This is a genomic window from Morganella sp. B601 (assembly GCF_051172335.1).
Lineage (GTDB): Bacteria > Pseudomonadota > Gammaproteobacteria > Enterobacterales > Enterobacteriaceae > Morganella > Morganella morganii.
Genome location: NZ_JBPIZE010000005.1, coordinates 376,232 through 394,132 on the forward strand (window position 1 = coordinate 376,232; position 17,901 = coordinate 394,132).

At 52.5% G+C, this 17,901-nt stretch carries 18 protein-coding genes and 1 rRNA gene; 5 read left to right on the forward strand and 14 right to left on the reverse strand.

Annotated elements, in window-relative coordinates:
• Window positions 1–31: 31 nt before the first annotated feature.
• A complete protein-coding gene (locus tag ACSBQN_RS15240; RefSeq protein WP_354632947.1) occupies window positions 32–484 on the forward strand; it encodes a hypothetical protein in 453 nt (150 codons plus the stop codon).
• Window positions 485–865: 381 nt separating this feature from the next.
• Window positions 866–3,427 (forward strand): DNA mismatch repair protein MutS, encoded by a 2,562-nt coding sequence (mutS, locus tag ACSBQN_RS15245; protein ID WP_214177363.1) that lies wholly within the window; start codon window positions 866–868, stop codon window positions 3,425–3,427.
• A 90-nt stretch (window positions 3,428–3,517) separates the two neighbouring features.
• Here the strand turns inward: mutS and rpoS are convergent, their stop codons facing one another.
• The 4 genes from rpoS to surE all read right to left on the reverse strand — a co-directional run bounded on the left by rpoS (window position 3,518) and on the right by surE (window position 7,207).
• Complete coding sequence (gene rpoS / locus ACSBQN_RS15250) at window positions 3,518–4,510, reverse strand: RNA polymerase sigma factor RpoS (protein WP_024472852.1); 993 nt, start codon at window positions 4,508–4,510, stop codon at window positions 3,518–3,520.
• A 49-nt stretch (window positions 4,511–4,559) separates the two neighbouring features.
• Window positions 4,560–5,681, reverse strand: coding sequence for a murein hydrolase activator NlpD (gene nlpD / locus ACSBQN_RS15255; protein ID WP_337137287.1), 1,122 nt, complete (start codon window positions 5,679–5,681; stop codon window positions 4,560–4,562).
• 141 nt (window positions 5,682–5,822) lie between these two features.
• Entirely contained in the window at window positions 5,823–6,449 is a 627-nt protein-coding gene (locus ACSBQN_RS15260) for a protein-L-isoaspartate(D-aspartate) O-methyltransferase (RefSeq protein ID WP_004236198.1), read from the reverse strand.
• On the reverse strand, window positions 6,446–7,207 hold the full coding sequence (gene surE, locus ACSBQN_RS15265) for a 5'/3'-nucleotidase SurE (RefSeq protein ID WP_201893417.1): 762 nt from the start codon (window positions 7,205–7,207) through the stop codon (window positions 6,446–6,448). Before surE ends, ACSBQN_RS15260 begins: the two co-directional genes overlap by 4 nt.
• Window positions 7,208–7,369: 162 nt before the next feature.
• On the opposite strand from surE, the gene ACSBQN_RS15270 reads away from it, so the two are divergent.
• Window positions 7,370–7,765: a DUF5329 domain-containing protein gene (locus ACSBQN_RS15270; protein WP_354632948.1), complete on the forward strand. Its 396-nt coding sequence runs from the start codon at window positions 7,370–7,372 to the stop codon at window positions 7,763–7,765.
• A gap of 64 nt (window positions 7,766–7,829) precedes the next feature.
• Here ACSBQN_RS15270 and truD read toward each other — a convergent pair whose 3' ends face one another.
• From truD to ACSBQN_RS15295, 5 genes are all read right to left on the reverse strand, one after another.
• Window positions 7,830–8,876 (reverse strand): tRNA pseudouridine(13) synthase TruD, encoded by a 1,047-nt coding sequence (gene truD / locus ACSBQN_RS15275; RefSeq protein ID WP_024472855.1) that lies wholly within the window; start codon window positions 8,874–8,876, stop codon window positions 7,830–7,832.
• Window positions 8,873–9,352, reverse strand: coding sequence for a 2-C-methyl-D-erythritol 2,4-cyclodiphosphate synthase (ispF, locus tag ACSBQN_RS15280; protein WP_024472856.1), 480 nt, complete (start codon window positions 9,350–9,352; stop codon window positions 8,873–8,875). Before ispF ends, truD begins: the two co-directional genes overlap by 4 nt.
• A complete protein-coding gene (gene ispD / locus ACSBQN_RS15285) occupies window positions 9,352–10,128 on the reverse strand; it encodes a 2-C-methyl-D-erythritol 4-phosphate cytidylyltransferase (RefSeq protein WP_052116642.1) in 777 nt (258 codons plus the stop codon). Before ispD ends, ispF begins: the two co-directional genes overlap by 1 nt.
• Window positions 10,129–10,154: 26 nt before the next feature.
• The gene (ftsB, locus tag ACSBQN_RS15290; RefSeq protein WP_024472858.1) at window positions 10,155–10,469 is read right to left on the reverse strand and encodes a cell division protein FtsB; all 315 of its coding nucleotides are present in this window, start codon (window positions 10,467–10,469) and stop codon (window positions 10,155–10,157) included.
• Between the two features lie 81 nt (window positions 10,470–10,550).
• Window positions 10,551–12,329 (reverse strand): diflavin oxidoreductase, encoded by a 1,779-nt coding sequence (locus tag ACSBQN_RS15295; protein ID WP_318668555.1) that lies wholly within the window; start codon window positions 12,327–12,329, stop codon window positions 10,551–10,553.
• 197 nt (window positions 12,330–12,526) lie between these two features.
• On the opposite strand from ACSBQN_RS15295, the gene queD reads away from it, so the two are divergent.
• Entirely contained in the window at window positions 12,527–12,889 is a 363-nt protein-coding gene (gene queD, locus ACSBQN_RS15300) for a 6-carboxytetrahydropterin synthase QueD (RefSeq protein ID WP_024472860.1), read from the forward strand.
• Here the strand turns inward: queD and queE are convergent, their stop codons facing one another.
• The gene (gene queE, locus ACSBQN_RS15305; RefSeq protein ID WP_036408493.1) at window positions 12,890–13,561 is read right to left on the reverse strand and encodes a 7-carboxy-7-deazaguanine synthase QueE; all 672 of its coding nucleotides are present in this window, start codon (window positions 13,559–13,561) and stop codon (window positions 12,890–12,892) included. It lies immediately after the preceding gene.
• A gap of 149 nt (window positions 13,562–13,710) precedes the next feature.
• Between queE and ACSBQN_RS15310 the strand changes: the two genes are divergently transcribed.
• The gene (locus tag ACSBQN_RS15310; protein WP_024472862.1) at window positions 13,711–15,072 is read left to right on the forward strand and encodes an amino acid permease; all 1,362 of its coding nucleotides are present in this window, start codon (window positions 13,711–13,713) and stop codon (window positions 15,070–15,072) included.
• Between the two features lie 69 nt (window positions 15,073–15,141).
• Here ACSBQN_RS15310 and ACSBQN_RS15315 read toward each other — a convergent pair whose 3' ends face one another.
• The 4 genes from ACSBQN_RS15315 to rrf form a co-directional block, all read right to left on the reverse strand.
• Window positions 15,142–15,537, reverse strand: coding sequence for a hypothetical protein (locus ACSBQN_RS15315; RefSeq protein ID WP_036408489.1), 396 nt, complete (start codon window positions 15,535–15,537; stop codon window positions 15,142–15,144).
• Between the two features lie 14 nt (window positions 15,538–15,551).
• The gene (locus ACSBQN_RS15320; protein ID WP_004236210.1) at window positions 15,552–16,739 is read right to left on the reverse strand and encodes an NAD(P)/FAD-dependent oxidoreductase; all 1,188 of its coding nucleotides are present in this window, start codon (window positions 16,737–16,739) and stop codon (window positions 15,552–15,554) included.
• A gap of 140 nt (window positions 16,740–16,879) precedes the next feature.
• Window positions 16,880–17,665, reverse strand: coding sequence for an endonuclease/exonuclease/phosphatase family protein (locus tag ACSBQN_RS15325; RefSeq protein WP_024472864.1), 786 nt, complete (start codon window positions 17,663–17,665; stop codon window positions 16,880–16,882).
• A gap of 158 nt (window positions 17,666–17,823) precedes the next feature.
• Window positions 17,824–17,901 (reverse strand): 5S ribosomal RNA (gene rrf / locus ACSBQN_RS15330); the annotation flags it as partial.

Here is a 17,901-nt window from a genome sequence, read left to right on the forward strand (position 1 = left end):
GGAGTGCATTTAATGTAAAAGGAGTAATATTATGGCTCGTAAAATAAAATTATCAATGGTTGATAAAGGTGAGTTAGGTCATATTCATCCGCAGACAGTTATCTATAATGTTGGCAATAAAATCTTTCTTCTGGCGGAAGATGAAAGCGGAAATTACCTGATCAAACCTGTCTATAAAAACGGTACACTGGGCGAAACTATCCTCAGTAAAAACTTTGGTCGTTATTATGATATTGTTCAGGCAGCGTATGATGATGTTACTGCTACCACTTATATTTGTATGGTTGACTTAGCCGGAAAAAATATGGAAGTTTATTCAACCACAACACTCGGACTGATCAGTACATTTGAATTTGAATATGCTATCGATGATCGTAAAAACTTTAACTTCTTCTTTATCGAAGGACGCCTGTATTATTACCATGGTGGTGAAGACGCAAATGGTAAATATACCGTAATGTCTGTTAAAGTGACCGAAGAATAATAAAAAAACAACTCAGAATCACTTATTGAATTTAACCGGATAAAACCCGGATTTTAATTAGTCTTTGAAATATAATTCAATAAAGTACGTTAAGTTCTAAGCAGTATCTGTTTGTACAAACCTGACGTGATTGTTCAGGGAACAGAACAACACAGAGTGGTGAAGCCGCGTAAACGTATATTGCGCGGCTTTTCGCGTGACTTTCGCATCTTTCCCCCGTTTTTGCGATCTTCCTCCACCCTTTTCAATAATTCACCGCTGTGCAGGAAGGAATCCCCTCTTTCATCATAATCTGTGTTATTTTAGGCACATTAATGAAGACTGTACCCGGGGCGGACAGTTGATAAACCGCAACTTTTTCAGTGTGTTAACAGAATCCCTATGACTGACAACCAAAACTTCGACTCCCATACACCCATGATGCAACAGTACTTCCGGCTCAAGGCACAGCATCCGGATATTCTGATGTTTTACCGGATGGGTGACTTCTATGAACTGTTCTTTGATGATGCCAAACGGGCAGCACAGTTACTGGATATTTCACTGACCAAACGCGGCCAGACCGCCGGTCAGCCGATCCCGATGGCCGGTGTGCCGCATCATGCGGTTGAGGGATACCTGGCAAAACTGGTTCAGCTCGGGGAATCCGTTGCCATCTGTGAGCAAATCGGCGATCCGGCCACCAGCAAAGGCCCGGTGGAGCGCAAAGTGATCCGTATCGTCACGCCCGGAACGGTCAGTGATGAAGCGCTGTTACAGGAGCGTCAGGATAACCTGCTCGCCGCTGTCTGGCAGGATGCGCGCGGGTTTGGTTACGCCACTCTGGATATCACATCCGGCCGTTTCCGTATCCTCCAGTTAGAGGATAAAGACGCGATGGCCGCTGAATTACAGCGTACCCGCCCGGCAGAACTGCTCTATCCGGAAGATATGGCGGATTTCGCCATTATTCAGAATCAGAAAGGGCTGCGACGCCGCCCGTTATGGGAATTTGAACTCGAAACGGCCCGTCAGCAGCTGACATTGCAGTTCGGCACCCGGGATTTGCACGGCTTCGGCGTGGAAAATGCTCCGCTGGCCTTACAGGCCGCCGGATGTCTTCTGCAATATGTCAAAGATACCCAGCGCACCTCGCTGCCGCATATCCGCAGTGTGACCCTGGAGAATCTGCAGGAAAATGTGATTCTGGATGCGGCCACGCGCCGCAATCTGGAAATTACCCAGAACCTCAGCGGCGGCACCGAAAATACTCTGTCGTCCGTACTGGATCTGTGTGTAACCCCGATGGGCAGCCGGATGCTCAAGCGCTGGCTGCACTCCCCGCTGCGTGACAGATCCGTGCTCGCCAACCGCCAGCAGGCGATTGCCGCGCTGATGGAAATCAGCCCGGATTTACAGCCGGTTCTGCGTCAGATTGGCGATCTGGAACGGGTACTGGCACGCCTGGCACTGCGCACCGCCCGTCCGCGTGACCTGGCGCGGATGCGCCATGCTTTTTCACAGTATCCGGATATTCAGGCACAGCTGAGTGCGGTATCTGATCCGTATATTCAGACACTGCAACAGCGTATTGGTCAGTTTGATGAATTACAGGCTCTGCTGGAGCGGGCCGTTGTTGAAGCGCCGCCGGTACTGGTGCGTGACGGCGGTGTGATTGCCCCGGGCTACAATGAAGAACTGGATGAGTGGCGAGCCCTGGCGGACGGCGCCAGTGATTATCTCGACAAACTGGAAATCCGCGAGCGGGAAAAACTCGGCATCGATACACTGAAAGTCGGGTTTAATGGTGTCCACGGTTACTATATTCAGGTCAGCCGCGGACAGAGCCATCTGGTGCCGATCCATTACGTCCGCCGCCAGACGCTGAAAAACGCCGAGCGCTACATCATCCCGGAACTAAAAGAGTATGAAGATAAGGTTCTGACCTCCAAGAGCAAAGCGCTGGCGATTGAAAAAGCCCTTTATGATGAGCTGTTTGATTTATTGCTCCCGCACCTGGAAGCCCTGCAGCTCAGCTCGGACACTCTTGCGGAGCTGGATGTGCTCACCAACCTGGCCGAGCGCGCGGAAACCCTCAATTACACCTGCCCGCAACTGACGGATAAAGTCGGTATTCAGATCACCGGCGGTCGCCATCCTGTTGTCGAGCATGTGCTGACAGAGCCGTTTATCGCCAACCCGCTGACAATGTCACCACAGCGCCGCCTGCTAATCATCACCGGCCCGAACATGGGCGGTAAAAGTACCTATATGCGCCAGACGGCGCTTATCGCGCTGCTCGCGTATATCGGCAGTTTTGTGCCGGCAGAAAAAGCAGTTATCGGCCCGGTGGATCGGATTTTCACCCGCGTCGGAGCATCGGATGATCTGGCTTCCGGCCGCTCCACCTTTATGGTGGAAATGACCGAAACCGCCAATATCCTGCATAACGCCACAGAGCAGAGCCTGGTACTGATGGATGAAATCGGGCGCGGCACATCCACCTATGATGGTTTATCTCTGGCCTGGGCCTGTGCGGAAAGCCTGGCAAACCGAATCAAAGCACTGACACTGTTCGCCACCCACTATTTCGAGCTGACCACGCTGCCGGAAAAACTGGAAGGCGTGGCCAATATCCATCTGGATGCAGTTGAGCACGGCGACACCATTGCCTTTATGCACAGCGTGCAGGATGGCGCAGCCAGTAAAAGTTACGGCCTTGCGGTCGCACTGCTCGCCGGGGTACCGCGTGATGTGATTAAACGCGCGAAACAGAAGTTGCGCGAGCTGGAATCGCTCTCACTGAATGCGACGGCAAGCCATGTGGAAACACCGCAAATGAATCTGCTGGATGCGCCGGAGGAGCTGTCTCCGGCACTGGATGCGCTGGCGGGAATTAACCCGGATTCACTGACACCGCGTCAGGCACTGGACTGGCTCTACCGCCTGAAAGAGATGCTCTGACAGCCGGACAAAAGAAAAAGGGGGAATAAATTCCCCCTTTTGCATGAATAATATTTATAACTGCTCAGAGAACACTGTTTTACGGATCACTCAGTTAAACAGCGAATTCTCACACAATCCGTGGTTGTGCAGGATATCTTTCAGGCGGCGTAAACCTTCCACCTGAATCTGCCGCACACGTTCGCGGGTTAAACCAATTTCACGTCCGACATCTTCCAGTGTTTCCGCCTCATAGCCGAGCAAACCAAAACGACGCGCCAGCACCTCCCGCTGCTTCGGATTCAGCTCATACAGCCATTTCACAATGCTCTGCTGCATGTTGTTATCCTGCAACCGGTTTTCCGGTGTGACATCATTTTCGTCAGACAGAATATCCAGCAGTGCTTTATCTGAATCCGCACCCACCGGAACATCCACTGAAGTGATGCGCTCATTCAGACGCAGCATACGGCTGACATCATCCACCGGTTTATCCAGCTGTTCGGCAATTTCTTCCGCTGTCGGCTCATGATCCAGCTTTTGTGCCAGCTCACGGGCGGTGCGCAGATAGACATTCAGTTCTTTGACAATATGGATAGGGAGACGGATGGTGCGGGTCTGGTTCATGATAGCCCGTTCAATAGTCTGACGGATCCACCATGTTGCATAGGTAGAAAAACGGAAGCCTTTCTCCGGATCAAATTTCTCCACCGCGCGGATCAGCCCGAGGTTCCCCTCTTCGATCAGATCAAGCAGCGCCAGCCCGCGATTACTGTAGCGGCGGGAGATTTTAACCACCAGACGGAGGTTACTTTCAATCATACGCTGGCGCGCTGCAGTATCACCCCGCAGGGCGCGCCGTGCAAAAAAGACTTCTTCTTCTGCGCTGAGCAGCGGTGAAAAGCCTATCTCACCAAGATAAAGCTGAGTAGCATCCAGGACACGCTGGCTGACACTCTGCACGAACTCAATGTCCGGGCCGGGATCGTCAGATTCGCTCTCCTCTGCCAGCTGTTTCTCATCAAACAGCTCTTCATCTTCATCCTGCCCGGCGGCAAAATCTTCGTCGTATAACTCGTTAGCGTTCAGTGGATTACGGCTCATCAGCTTGCTCCTACCCCGATAATTCAGGCAGAACAAGCTGTTCTGCCGTTTATCGCTGCGGTAAGTACTGCAGCGGGTTGACTGATTTTCCCTTGTAACGAATTTCAAAGTGTAATCTTACAGATGTGGTTCCGCTGCTGCCCATCGTGGCAATTTTCTGACCAGCTGCGACGTCCTGCTGATCTTTAACCAGGATGGAATCGTTATGCGCGTAGGCTGTCAGGAAATCATCATTGTGCTTGATGATGACCAGATTACCGTAGCCGCGTAACGCATTACCGGTATACACCACTTTACCCGGCGCTGAAGCAAAAACAGGCTGTCCACGTGTACCACCGATATCAATACCCCGGTTACCGCTGGTAGGTCCTGTGTAGTTGGAAATGACTTTGCCTTCCGCTGGCCAGCCCCATTTAAAGGAACCACTATTTACGGCGACAGGCGCGCTGGTTGTTGTTGCCGGAGCGGTAACGGCTGCGGTTGTTGCCGCTGTGGCGGCGGCAGTGCCGTTATTCGCTTTTGCCTGTGCGGTGACCTGAGATGAGAGCATCTTACCGCCGGCCGGTTTAGCGCCTGAAGATTCAGAATACGCATTAGTTGGTTGAGAATCAACCACCCCGTTTTGCGGAGTATTCCTATTTGTTGCGACCTGAGTGCCGCTGCTGACCGGTGCAACATTGTTGCCGCCGCCGTTGCTTAACCGAATCACCTGCCCTTCGTTCAGGCTGTACGGCTCAGGAATATTGTTCTGTGATGCCAGTTCGCGGAAGTCAGATCCGGAGATATAAGCGATGTAAAATAATGTATCACCGCGCTGAACCGTATAGGTATTTCCGCTGTAACTGCCTTTCGGGATCGCATCATAATTACGGTTGTACTGAATCCGGCCATCGCTGCTGGTCTGCACATTGGCAGAGCGCGGCTGCTGCACACTCCGGCTGACCGGCTGTGTGTTATTGGCGGAACTGAGCTGAGGACGTACCGGCATCGGTGTGGACACAGATGTACTGTTGTTATCATTGCCTGCTGTCATTACCGGTGCACTGCTGCTTTCGTCCACACTGCTGATTGGTGCGGCATGATACGGCGTTGAGCATCCGGCCAGAACCGTGCTCATCAGTGACCCAATTACAACCCATCGTATTGTTTTCATAGGGTTTCTTGAGTTCATATTCCTTCTCCCGAAACTGGAAATAGTGCGAAAACTGACAATCAGAAAGTCACCACGCGGCCGCAGGCCACATGGCAGGATTGTATTATTAAAACAGATACTAAGCGAAATGAAAAAGTCTTGTTACCAAAATAGCCATTTTTATCCCAGATCGCCGTGAATCAGGGGAACAAACCGGACTGTTCCGATCGATTGGGTATGAAAATCATTGCCCCGGCGGCGGATCAGTTTGAGCATCTGCTGCTGTTCCCCCACCGGTATCACCATCCGGCCGTTATCCGCCAGCTGACTGAGCAGCGCCGGCGGGATATCACTGGCGGCGGCGGTGACAATAATGCCGTCAAACGGACCACGGGACGGCCAGCCTTCCCAGCCGTCACCGTGACGGGTGGAAATATTATGCAGATCAAGCTGTTTAAAGCGGCGTTTGGCATGCCACTGCAGTCCCTTAACCCGCTCAACAGAGTAAACATGCGCCGCAAGGTGTGCGAGGATCGCCGTCTGATAGCCGGAGCCGGTGCCGATTTCCAGCACATGCGCCTGCGGAGCCGGATCCAGCAGTTCTGTCATCTTAGCCACCATAAACGGCTGGGAGATGGTCTGCCCGTAGCCAATCGGCAGCGCGGTATTGTCGTAAGCTTTGTGTGTCAGCGCCTCATCGACAAAATTCTCCCGCGGGACAGCCGCCATCGCCTGTAACAGACGTTCATCGCGGATCCCGGCCTGACGTAACTGTGTAATCAGATCCTGTACCACCCGGCGGATCATTCCTGTATCACCCCTGCTTTTTGTAACCAGTCTTCTAATTTTTCCTGCACTCTGTAGGCGGTCAGATCAACATGCAGCGGCGTGACAGAGACATAACCTGCATCCACCGCCGCGAAATCGGTATCCGGCCCGGTGTCCAGTTTTTCCCCCGGAGGGCCGAGCCAGTACAGCGGATTTCCTTTCGGATCCATCTGTGTGTAGACCACATCCGGTGCCCGGCGCGTTCCGCAGCGGGTCACTTTCATTCCTTTGATCTCACTGAGCGGAACATCCGGCACATTCACGTTCAGAATATTACCGGCTCGTAACGGCACTTGCTGCAGCATGGTCAGCAGACGGCAGGTAATTTCCGCTGCTGTATCATAATGGGTTTCGCCGTTCAGGGAGACCGCAATCGCCGGTAATCCCAGGTGACGTCCTTCCATTGCCGCAGCAACCGTACCGGAGTAGATCACATCATCCCCGAGGTTCGGGCCGCAGTTAATCCCGGAAACCACAATTTCCGGGCGCGGGCGCATCAGCAGATTAGCACCGATATAGACACAATCCGTCGGCGTGCCTTCCACCAGCGCAATATCGCCGTTCTCATGCACTACCGTGCGCAGCGGACGATCGAGTGTCAGCGCGTTGGATGCCCCGCTGCGGTTGCGATCAGGTGCAACCACCTGCACATGGTAAGTACGCCGCAGCGCCTCAGACAATGTCCGGATCCCCGGCGCACTGACGCCGTCATCATTACTCACCAGAATTCGCAGCACAACGGTATCCTTTTTTATCAGTAACAGCTCGTTTATCACGACAGAAAACTATTTTATCAAGTTAGCCGCGATAAAAAAGGGTTATAACAGATTTAGTCTGATTGCTTTTTTCATATTCAGTTGCATGATACTTGTATTATTTATGACTGAAAGGATTTCTGCATGGCTATCTGTAAACGAATCACAGCTACCCTGTTCACCGCACTGACTGCCGGACTGCTTCTGGTATCAGAGGCATTCGCGCTGTCACCTCAGGAAGAGACCAGAGTGGAAAACCTGCTGACCGCTGTCGGGAAGCAGGAACAGCTGATTTTTATCCGCAACGGCAGTGAGCATAATGCCGCCGACGCGGAATCACATCTGCGCCTGAAATTAAGCAAAACGAAAAAACGTCTGAGCACCGCAGAACAGTTTGTGGATAAAGTGGCATCCGGCTCCTCCATCAGCGGTAAGCCGTATCAGGTAAAACTGCCGGGCAAAGATCCGGTAGATGCCAAAGTGTATCTGACTGAATTGCTGGCGGAAACAGACAAAACCGCCGCAGCAAAACCTGAATAAAAAAACAGAACAAAAAAGGGGCGGAAATTATTCCGCCCCTTTTTTATGTTAATCAGTCAGTTGATTATTCACTGAATTCCGCGGCCTGATCCGCTTCCAGCTCAATAATTTCGCGGATAACACTGGTGGCAAAACTGCCGGCCGGCAGGAAGAAGGATAAACGGACGGTTTCATCATCCATCCATTCAGATGTGAAATGCTCCGGATACAGCATCAGCGCACGGCGGGCATTATCCGCCCCCTCTTTTGCCGCCAGCTGCCACAGAGAGTGCCACGGTGCCAGTTGCTTTGTTTCAAAGGTCAGTGCCGCATCCTGAGAGCCCAAATCGCCCTTACCCGGTAACGGCGCTGTAATGCGCAGTTCACGGTTATCCAGACGCTGCTGCACATCCGCCAGTTCATCTGCCTGAACCGCAAACCAGCTGCCGCGCCCGGCGAGCTGTACCGCATCACCCTGCAATGCGGTTGCCTGAAGCTGCTGTGTCAGGCGGGCATCTGCCACCGCATTAAACATCGCACTGCGGGCAGCGGAGAGATAAAAACCGCGTTTGCTGCGCTCTTTCACACTGATTTCGCCGTCAGCCCAGCGCTGTGCGAAATGCAGGTTCTGACCGTTGCGTCCGAAACGCTGCTCACCGAAATAATTCGGCACCCCGGACTGTGCAATCTGCTGCAGACGCTGTTCTGTCGCAGCGCGATCGCTGATCCGGCGCAGCACAATAGTAAACTGATTACCTTTCAGTGCGCCGATCCGCAATTTGCGCTTCTGGCGGTTAACCGCCAGAACTTCGCAGCCTTCAAGCGACATCTGTGTGAAATCCGGTGTTTCTTTTCCCGGCATCTGCAGGCAGAACCATTGTTCGGTGACCGCATGGCGATCTTTCAGCCCGGCGTAGCTGACAGCACGGGCAGCGATTTTCGCAAATTTGGCCAGTTCTTCCGCCACAAACCGCGTGTTACAGCCGGTTTTGCGGATACGGACCATCACATGCTCGCCGTCACCGTCAGGTTCAAACCCCAAATCTTCCTGCACCAGAAAATCTTCCGGCTGTGCTTTCAGCACCCCGGTGGCTGCCGGTTTACCGTGGAAATAACTGACCGGGAGACTCATGCTTCAGCCTTCACAAGCAGCGCCACCGCCTCACAGGCGATCCCTTCTTTTCGGCCGGTGAAACCGAGTTTCTCGGTGGTAGTGGCTTTCACATTGATATCATCCATATGACACTGCAAATCTTCTGCCAGATTCACCCGCATCTGCGGGATATGCGGCAGCATTTTCGGTGCCTGGGCGATAATGGTGACATCCAGGTTGCCCAGTCTGTAGCCTTTTTCCTGAATACGGCGGAATGCCTCACGCAGCAGCACACGGCTGTCCGCGCCTTTATAGGCCGGATCAGTATCAGGGAATAATTTGCCGATATCCCCCAGCGCCGCCGCACCCAGCAATGCATCGGTGGCCGCATGCAGGGCGACATCACCGTCGGAATGCGCCAGTAATCCCTGTTCGTAAGGAATGCGGACGCCCGCAATCACAATCGGGCCTTCGCCGCCGAAGGCATGAACATCAAAACCGTGTCCGATTCTCATCATGTTGTCTGTTCCTTATTGTTATTGGACAGGTAGAACCCGGCAAGTGCGAGATCTTCCGGCTGTGTGACTTTAATATTGTCCGCGCGGCCGGGCACCAGCAACGGCTGATAGCCGCAAAACTCCAGCGCGGAAGCTTCATCAGTGATCACCGCCTGCTGAGACAGTGCCTGCTGCAGACAGGTGCGCAGCAGATGAAGCGGGAAAAATTGCGGGGTCAGGGCGTGCCACAACTGTGTGCGCTCAACAGTGTGATCAATACCGGTATATCCGGCAGATGCCACACCCCGCTTCATGGTGTCGCGCACCGGTGAGGCCAGAATCGCCCCCTGCACGCGGTTACCGGTTTGCGTGTCTGACATCACGGCCAGCAGCCGGTTCAGATCCGTCAGCTGCAGACAGGGACGCGCAGCGTCATGTACCAGCACCCAGCTGTTTTCCGGAGTATGATCAGCGAGATAATCGAGACCGGCCAGGACAGAATATGCCCGCTCACCACCGCCGGTGACAGTGCGGATACGGGGATGCCGCGCGACCGGTAATGTACTGAAAACCGTATCCTGCGGATGCAGCGCCACGACTACCTGTGTGATGCGCGGGTGTTCCAGCAGAATAGCGAGGGTATGTTCCAGAATGGTTTTTCCGGCAATGATCAGGTATTGCTTGGGGCATTCGCACTGCATGCGGGTACCGATTCCGGCGGCCGGGATCAGCGCCGTGACCGGAGCATCATCAGAAATACCGGATAAGTCCGGTGCCGGTTGTGCGCCGGTCATTGCGGAAGAAAGTATTGTCATAGAGATTAGTTACTGCGACTTTGTGACTGCACATTCTGCTGTGTCCGTTTTTCGGACAGGACCCGGTAAAAGCTTTCGCCGGGCTTGATCATTCCTAATTCACTGCGTCCGCGCTCTTCGATGGCCTCAAGCCCGTCGTTCAGATCGCCGATCTCAGCAAACAGCTGTTCGTTACGGGCTTTGAGCTTCGCATTTACCTGTTCTGATGCAGCAACATCTTCACTGACCTGTACATAGTCGTGAATACCGTTTTTCCCTAACCACAATGAATATTGCAGCCAGCCCAGAATAACTAAAAGTAATAGCGTCAGTTTGCCCATCACCGCCCCCGAAAAGATCGGCTAATCTTCCCATAAGATCGGCACAGATGCTACTGTTCCGTCCGTTATTCGGACAGAAGATCAGTAAACATCCCGCTGATAACGTTTTGCTGTCCGTAATCCGTTCAGAAAAACCTGTGCCTCTTCTGCGGACATCGCCCCTTCACTGCGGATAATATCCAGTAATGCGGCATCCGTGTCTTTTGCCATCCGGAAAGCATCCCCGCACACATAAACGTACGCACCCTGCTCCAGCCAGCGCCAGACGGTTTCCCGCATTTCAGACAGCTTATCCTGCACATAAATCTTTTGCGGCTGATCCCGCGACCAGGCGGTTGTCAGCTCCGTCAGCACGCCCTGACGCACAAAATCTGTCAGCTCTGCCTCATACAGAAAATCGCTATTTTCATGCGGATTACCGGTAATCAGCCAGTTTTTTCCGCCGGATTGCTGAGCCGCACGCTGCTGAAGAAAAGCACGGAACGGCGCAATGCCGGTACCCGGCCCTATCATAATCACCGGTTTTTCCGGATCATCCGGCAGGCGGAAGTGGTCATTGTGTTCCACAAAACAGGCCACCGTATCCCCGGGCTGTAACTGATGCGTCAGGTAACGGGTTGCCGCACCGTAGCGGGTGCGCCCGTCAGTCCGGAACTCCACCACCCCGGCGGTCAGATGCACTTCATCCGGTGAGACCAGCGGCGACGAGGAAATGGAGTATAAACGCGGCATCAGCGGCGGCAGGCAATCCACCCAGGCCTGTGCGGAGGTCTGCACGGCAAACTCACGAACCATATCCGCCACGGGTCTGCGCTGTGCGTACGATATCAGCTGCTGCGGATCCGCAATCATATCCAGCAGTTCCGGCGCGTTACTGAGGCGGGCGTAAGCCGCCACAACCGGTGCGCTGTTGATGGTCAGCTCACACTGCGTCATCAGGGCGTCACGCAGAGAATACGATTTTCCTTTCAGCGTGACACGCTCAGTACCGTCAAACCAGAGCAGTCCCAGCAGCTCACTGACCAGCTCCGGGCTGTTTTCCGGATACACACCCAGCGCATCACCGGTCTGATAATGTAACCCGGTGCCGCGGATATCCAGCACAATCTGACAGACATGCTTTTCCGATTCCGGTGCGGTCAGGCGTACCGCGCGGCGCAGAACCGCAGACTGTGGTTTATCACGCTGATGCGGCTGTGAATCAATCTGCACCACCGTATTGTGAGTGAGACGGCTGAGCCGCTCTTCATCTGCCGGTGGTGTCAGGGTCAGCAACTCAGGGAGTAACTGAGAGATCCAGTTATCTGCAGTGGCCTGATAATCACTGTCTGCTTCCGCACGCGCCAGGATCCGCTGCGCCCCAAGGGCATGCAGGCGGTTATCAAAATTCTTTCCTGCCTGACAAAACTGCGGATACGCCCGGTTACCCAGCGCCAGCACCGCGTAACGGATTTTTGTCAGCGAAGGTGCCTGCACAGAATGAAGGAAATGAAACAGCGGCAGGGCTTCTTCCGGCGCATCACCATCTCCGGTGGTGGCACAGATAAGCACCACCAGCGGTGATTCCGGAAATTCAGTCAGTGAGAGGTCACCGGCATTCACCAGACGCACCGCCCGCTGTGCACTGAACAACTGATCCCGCAGGGATTCCGCCACACGCCGGGCGTTACCGGTCTGGGACGCGGCGATCAGCAAAATATCCGCCGGTTCCCGTTCCGCCGCAGACGGCGTTGCCGCCGCCCGTTCCCGGCACCAGGCCGATAACCAATTCAGCTGTTGCGGTGTCAGTCTGTCAAGTAAGGGTTGCAGGTGCTGCCAGTCAGGCGCGGAGAGCGGAGAAGTTGTGGTCGGCGATATCATAGTAAACCCGGTAAATGAGTGTATTCGTTATTATTCTGACGTTCCAACATAGAGAAAAGCACCGGTTTTGTCGATGAAAAACAGCCGGACACTTCTGTTATTTATTCGCCACTTTGCTGTTTTTGGTAACATTTTCACTGAATATTGCGTAAAATGACGCTTTTATTATGCCATACCGTCATTATCCGGAGAGAGTTATGAGCACCACGATTTTTAAAGAGTTCCAGTTCGAAGCCGCCCACCGCCTGCCGCATGTCCCGGAAGGCCATAAATGCGGGCGTCTGCACGGGCATTCCTTTCTTGTCCGTCTGGAGCTGAGTGGTGAGGTGGATGCGCATACCGGCTGGCTGATCGATTTTGCTGAGGTCAAACAGGTATTTAAACCAATTTATGACCGTCTGGATCATCACTATCTCAATGAGATCCCGGGGCTGGAAAACCCGACCAGTGAAGTACTGGCGGAGTGGATCTGGCAGCAGACCAAACCGCTGCTGCCGATGCTGAGTGCCGTGCTGGTCAAAGAGACCTGTACCGCAGGCTGTATTTACCGCGGTGAATAATCAGGCAATATTAAGATATTTATGAGTCTGCATCGAGAAACGCCAGTTACGCGCGATGCAGGTCTCAATACAGAGAGCAGTGGCAGCCGGTTTCTGACTGATCGGCTGCAACGCCACCACCGGCTGTTTATCCCCCGGCAGTTTCGCCAGCAGTAAATCCAGTTCGTCAATATCCCGCTGCCGCCCGACCGGGTGTTTCACCTCATCAGCCCGCAGCAGTGAAGGTGTCAGCACATCATAACCGCCGCGCATATTCACTTTCGGGGATACGGTAACCCAGGTTTTCTCACTGCACTGCACCGGTTGTGTGCCGCTGGTTTCAATCTGGCACTGATAACCCCGTGCTTCCAGCACCTCCGTCAGCGGCCGCAAATCATATAAACACGGTTCACCGCCGGTAATCACCACGTGCCGGGCTGTATAACCTTTCGCCTCAAACTGCATAATAATGCTGTCTGCATCCAGAGAGGCCCAGCGCTCGTCCTCCTCTGTTTTATTCATCATGTCTTCTGCTGAACAGGCTTTTTCCGGTAACTGTTCCCAGGTATGTTTGGTATCACACCAGCTGCACCCGACCGGACAGCGCTGTAAGCGGACAAAAATCGCCGGAACGCCGGTAAAAACCCCTTCGCCCTGCAATGTCTGAAAGATTTCGTTAATAGGGTATTGCATCACTCATCTGTTCCTTACGTTTAAGGCCGTATTATTGCAGATAATTATCCCGTCAGCATGACTCTTTATGTTAAAGTACCAGGTTGACTCTGACCGCGTTTCACATCAGTAAAAACGCTGCTAATCATGACAGCGACAGGATTAATTACATGAAAGAAAATAATACGGCGCTACGACGGGGGCTTACAGGGCGGCACATCCGCTTTATGGCTCTCGGATCGGCGATAGGCACCGGCCTGTTTTACGGCTCGGCGGCCTCTATTGAGCAGGCGGGTCCTGCTGTTCTGCTGGCCTACCTTATCGGGGGTGCAGCAGTCTTTATGGTGATGCGTGCGCTGGGCGAAATGGCAGTCCACCATCCGGTACCGGGTTCATTTTCACAATATGCCAGCCATTATATGGGGCCGCTCGCCGGGTTCCTCACCGGCTGGAACTATGTTTTTGAGATGCTGATTGTCTGTCTCGCGGACGTCACCGCCTTCGGCTTCTATATGAAGCTCTGGTTCCCGGATGTCGATCAGTGGATCTGGGTGCTGGGGATTGTGTGTTTCATTGGTGCGCTGAATTTATGTCACGTGAAGATATTCGGGGAGATGGAGTTCTGGCTCTCGATTGTCAAAGTGACCGCGATTATCGCCATGATTGTCGGCGGTGCCGCAATTATGCTGTTCGGCTTCGGCCAGGAAACCGCACATCCTACCGGTATCAGTAACTTATGGGAATTCGGCGGCTTTATGCCGAACGGAATAAGCGGGGTAATAGCCTCACTGGCCATTGTGATGTTTGCCTTCGGCGGCATTGAAGTGATCGGTATCACTGCCAGTGAAGCACAAAACCCGGAAAAAACCATTCCGAAAGCGATCAACGCAGTACCGCTGCGTATTCTGCTGTTCTATGTGCTGACACTGTTTATCCTGATGTGTATCTTCCCGTGGAACCAGATCGGCCATAACGGCAGCCCGTTTGTGCAGATTTTCGAGAAACTGAATATCTCCTACGCGGCTAATATTCTGAACCTGGTGGTGATCACCGCAGCCGTTTCTGCCATTAACAGTGATATCTTCGGCGCAGGCCGGATGATGTACGGCATGGCGCAGGAAGGTCAGGCACCGAAATCCTTTATGAAGCTAACCAAAAACGGTGTGCCGTGGATGACAGTTCTGGTGATGAGTGCGGTTCTGCTGGTCGGCGTGGTGCTTAACTACCTGATCCCGGAAAAAATCTTCATCATTATCGCCTCTATCGCAACCTTCGCGACCGTCTGGGTCTGGCTGATGATTCTGTTATCTCAGGTAGCAATGCGCCGTAAGATGAAGCCGGAAGAGGTCAAAACCCTGAAATTCCCTGTACCGATGTGGCCGATTGCGCCCGCTCTGACCATCGCCTTTATGGTCTTTGTGATTGCACTGCTGGGTTACTTCCCGGATACACGTGTGGCACTGATGGTGGGGATTGCCTGGGTGGTAATCCTGACTGTCGGATATTTTGCCGGTGTGAAAAAACGGGTATAAACGGACAACTCACTGTTCTGAAAACACGAAACCGGGTGAATACAACACCCGGTTTTTTTATGTCCGGTATCAGGATTCGCTGTCGATACGCTGAATACGGGAGCCCATAAGCTGTAACGTTCTGAGCACCATATTGATGCCTTTGAGCGTGTCCTGATCTTTCAGTAACTTATAGGTATTGCGGAAATTGTACTTTTCATCACTGTACATCATTTCCATTTTGGCCTTGTTCAGCGCCAGCCCGCTTTCCCACAATAACGCGATGCCCGATTCCGCATTATCCGCCAGTTTGTTGACCTCATTTTTGCCGATAATATCAACCAGATCCGAAACCAGAGACAGCAGATCAATCACATTATCAAAGCGGTTCAGCTGCATTAATACCGCCAGTTTTTCCGCGGTTTGTGCGGACAATTCAGGCTGCGGCGCAGCAGTCTGTTCATTCATCTGTTCTGTTGCAGACATTGTAGTTTCCTCTGTTATACCAGGCCGCGAACGGTTGACCAGTACAGCCCGCGGTTAAAACCGGTACGCAGCAGGCCGCCCAGTTTTGTCGCCGGTGTCGGTAACACATCATGCTTATAATCATACTGAAGCGGCATCCCTGCATTCAGCCCCATCTGGGCGACTGCCTGAACCCGCCCGTCATAAATGGCGGTGGTATAGCCGAAACGCATCTCGCCGATAATATTATCCACCACGACAGTTGACTGGTTATGGCAGCTGCCGGCCGCTTTACTGATAGGCAGATCCACCGTATCCCCGAGGACATACACGTTTTTCAGTCCGTACACCTGCAACGTTTCCGGATCTGTCGGCAGCCAGCCCTCTTCCGGGTCGCCGTCGGATAATCCGGTATTGCGTACCGATTCCACCGCAGAAATCGGCGGCGTACCTATCAGCAAATCAAACGGCTGCTCTTCCCCTTCTTTGGAATACGCAATTTTCTTTTCAGGGCAGACACGCTCCAGGGTAAAACCGCGCTGAGCCTGAATATTACGCTCCTGAAAGACCGCCGGCAGGACTTCACAGACATCTTTCTGCATAAACAGGCAGTTACGTAATAACTGAGATACTGTCGGATAGGTATAAACGATTTCGATATCCTGGCGGACACGACGCTGACGGAAATAATCATCCAGCATCAGCGTGGTTTCCATCGGTGCGATACCACACTGGTGAGGAACATTCGGGGTATTCGGGAAAGAAACCGTAATAAAAATCCGGCCTTTTTCGAATTTTGCCAGCTTTTCAGCCAACTGGCGAGCGGGTTGATACTGATAGAAATGATCGGCAGCTTCTTTCATTCCGGAGATCCGATCCGGTCTCGGCTGACAGCCGGTGGCGATCACCAGGTAGTCATATCCGTATTTGGTGCCGCTCTTTCCCTGCAGCGTCTGTGATGCAAAATCAAAATGCTCGACACGATCATGAATAAACTGAATTTCGGGGCGAAGCAGAGAGCGTTGTGACTTCCGTAATTCCTCTTTCAGATACAGATTAAAGGCCACATACATAAACGCAGGTTTATAATAGTGCCATTCACTGTCTGAAATAAGGACAACTTCCACTTTCTTCTGATAAATATCATTTAACAGCTTTCTGGTCAGAATATTTGCGACCATCGTGCCGCCGGCACCGCCGCCAACAATAACAATACGCTGCATTTAGTTTCTCCGGTTAATTACTTAACATTAAAATTAAATAAATGATACATAACATCAGCACCGGGTTAACTATAGCAGTTAGTTAATCATTCTTACTTATATAATTTATACTTATATATTATTTTTTGATACAAACCGAATTATTGAAATTCTGCAATCAAAGGATGGTGGTCAGATGCATCTGTCTGCATAACGTCCGATAAAATCAGTTTGAATCCGCGATAAAACAGGTAATCCAGCGGGTGACCAAATGCTTTAGTCCGGATATCATCCGGAAAAAGCACTTCTTTCAGGCCCTGCGCACGGGCAAAACGTTTCAGGGCATTCATACGCTGCCTGCTCCAGGCGTTAAAATCACCGCCGAGGATAACCGGCCCGATATGACAACGGATCTGAGAGCCGACCGTATTCAGCTGGCGCCGGTAAACATCCACACCAAAACTGAAATTAATAGCATGGACGTTAATCACCATCAGCTGACGGCCATCCGGCAACGGGTACACGGTAACTAATGCAGATTTGGGCAGACGCAATAAGGGCTCTTTCTGCTGTAACGGGCAGCAATAGATTGGATGAGAGGTTGCCAGTGTCATTACACCGGAAGGATGCTGCTGAAAATGCAGCGCGGGAACCTGATCAGCAACAAGCTGGTGTTTTCCGGCCAGGCTGACCAGTTCAGGAGAAGGCTGTGCTTCCTGAAGCAGCACCAACTGAGTGTCATGCAAAATGCGATCAAGGGTTTTGCGCCAGTCAGGACGCTGTTGCTTATAGATATTCCAGACCACAACACGGATAGTTTGTTCCGGTGCGGATAATGGTAAACCAACCGGTAATCCGTTACCCAGCATGTCTGCCGACATGGGGGGGATTTGTCGTGCCGGATGCCCTGCGACATACCGGACGGACCAGTTTTTTTTCTCTTTCAACGATAACCCCGATACTGTTTGCTTCTGTCCGTCACTATCTTAGCAAACTTTGATTCATGCTATCCGGTTCAGAACACGTATTCAGGTGAAAAATATTTTTTCTCTTCGTCCAAAACGCAAAAAAGCCACCCAATGGGTGGCTTCTTCACTTAATAATAACCTGGCGGTTCCCTACTCTCACATGGGGAGACCCCACACTACCATCGGCGCTACGGCGTTTCACTTCTGAGTTCGGC

Bases quoted from the DNA above. Each gene is read 5' to 3' on its own strand.
- ACSBQN_RS15240 (WP_354632947.1), top strand. From the start codon at position 32: ATGGCTCGTAAAATAAAATTATCAATGGTTGATAAAGGTGAGTTAGGT.
- mutS (WP_214177363.1), top strand. From the start codon at position 866: ATGACTGACAACCAAAACTTCGACTCCCATACACCCATGATGCAACAG.
- rpoS (WP_024472852.1), bottom strand. From the start codon at position 4,510: ATGAGCCGTAATCCACTGAACGCTAACGAGTTATACGACGAAGATTTT.
- nlpD (WP_337137287.1), bottom strand. From the start codon at position 5,681: ATGAACTCAAGAAACCCTATGAAAACAATACGATGGGTTGTAATTGGG.
- ACSBQN_RS15260 (WP_004236198.1), bottom strand. From the start codon at position 6,449: ATGATCCGCCGGGTGGTACAGGATCTGATTACACAGTTACGTCAGGCC.
- ACSBQN_RS15270 (WP_354632948.1), top strand. From the start codon at position 7,370: ATGGCTATCTGTAAACGAATCACAGCTACCCTGTTCACCGCACTGACT.
- truD (WP_024472855.1), bottom strand. From the start codon at position 8,876: ATGAGTCTCCCGGTCAGTTATTTCCACGGTAAACCGGCAGCCACCGGG.
- ispF (WP_024472856.1), bottom strand. From the start codon at position 9,352: ATGAGAATCGGACACGGTTTTGATGTTCATGCCTTCGGCGGCGAAGGC.
- ispD (WP_052116642.1), bottom strand. From the start codon at position 10,128: ATGACCGGCGCACAACCGGCACCGGACTTATCCGGTATTTCTGATGAT.
- ftsB (WP_024472858.1), bottom strand. From the start codon at position 10,469: ATGGGCAAACTGACGCTATTACTTTTAGTTATTCTGGGCTGGCTGCAA.
- ACSBQN_RS15295 (WP_318668555.1), bottom strand. From the start codon at position 12,329: ATGATATCGCCGACCACAACTTCTCCGCTCTCCGCGCCTGACTGGCAG.
- queD (WP_024472860.1), top strand. From the start codon at position 12,527: ATGAGCACCACGATTTTTAAAGAGTTCCAGTTCGAAGCCGCCCACCGC.
- queE (WP_036408493.1), bottom strand. From the start codon at position 13,561: ATGCAATACCCTATTAACGAAATCTTTCAGACATTGCAGGGCGAAGGG.
- ACSBQN_RS15310 (WP_024472862.1), top strand. From the start codon at position 13,711: ATGAAAGAAAATAATACGGCGCTACGACGGGGGCTTACAGGGCGGCAC.
- ACSBQN_RS15315 (WP_036408489.1), bottom strand. From the start codon at position 15,537: ATGTCTGCAACAGAACAGATGAATGAACAGACTGCTGCGCCGCAGCCT.
- ACSBQN_RS15320 (WP_004236210.1), bottom strand. From the start codon at position 16,739: ATGCAGCGTATTGTTATTGTTGGCGGCGGTGCCGGCGGCACGATGGTC.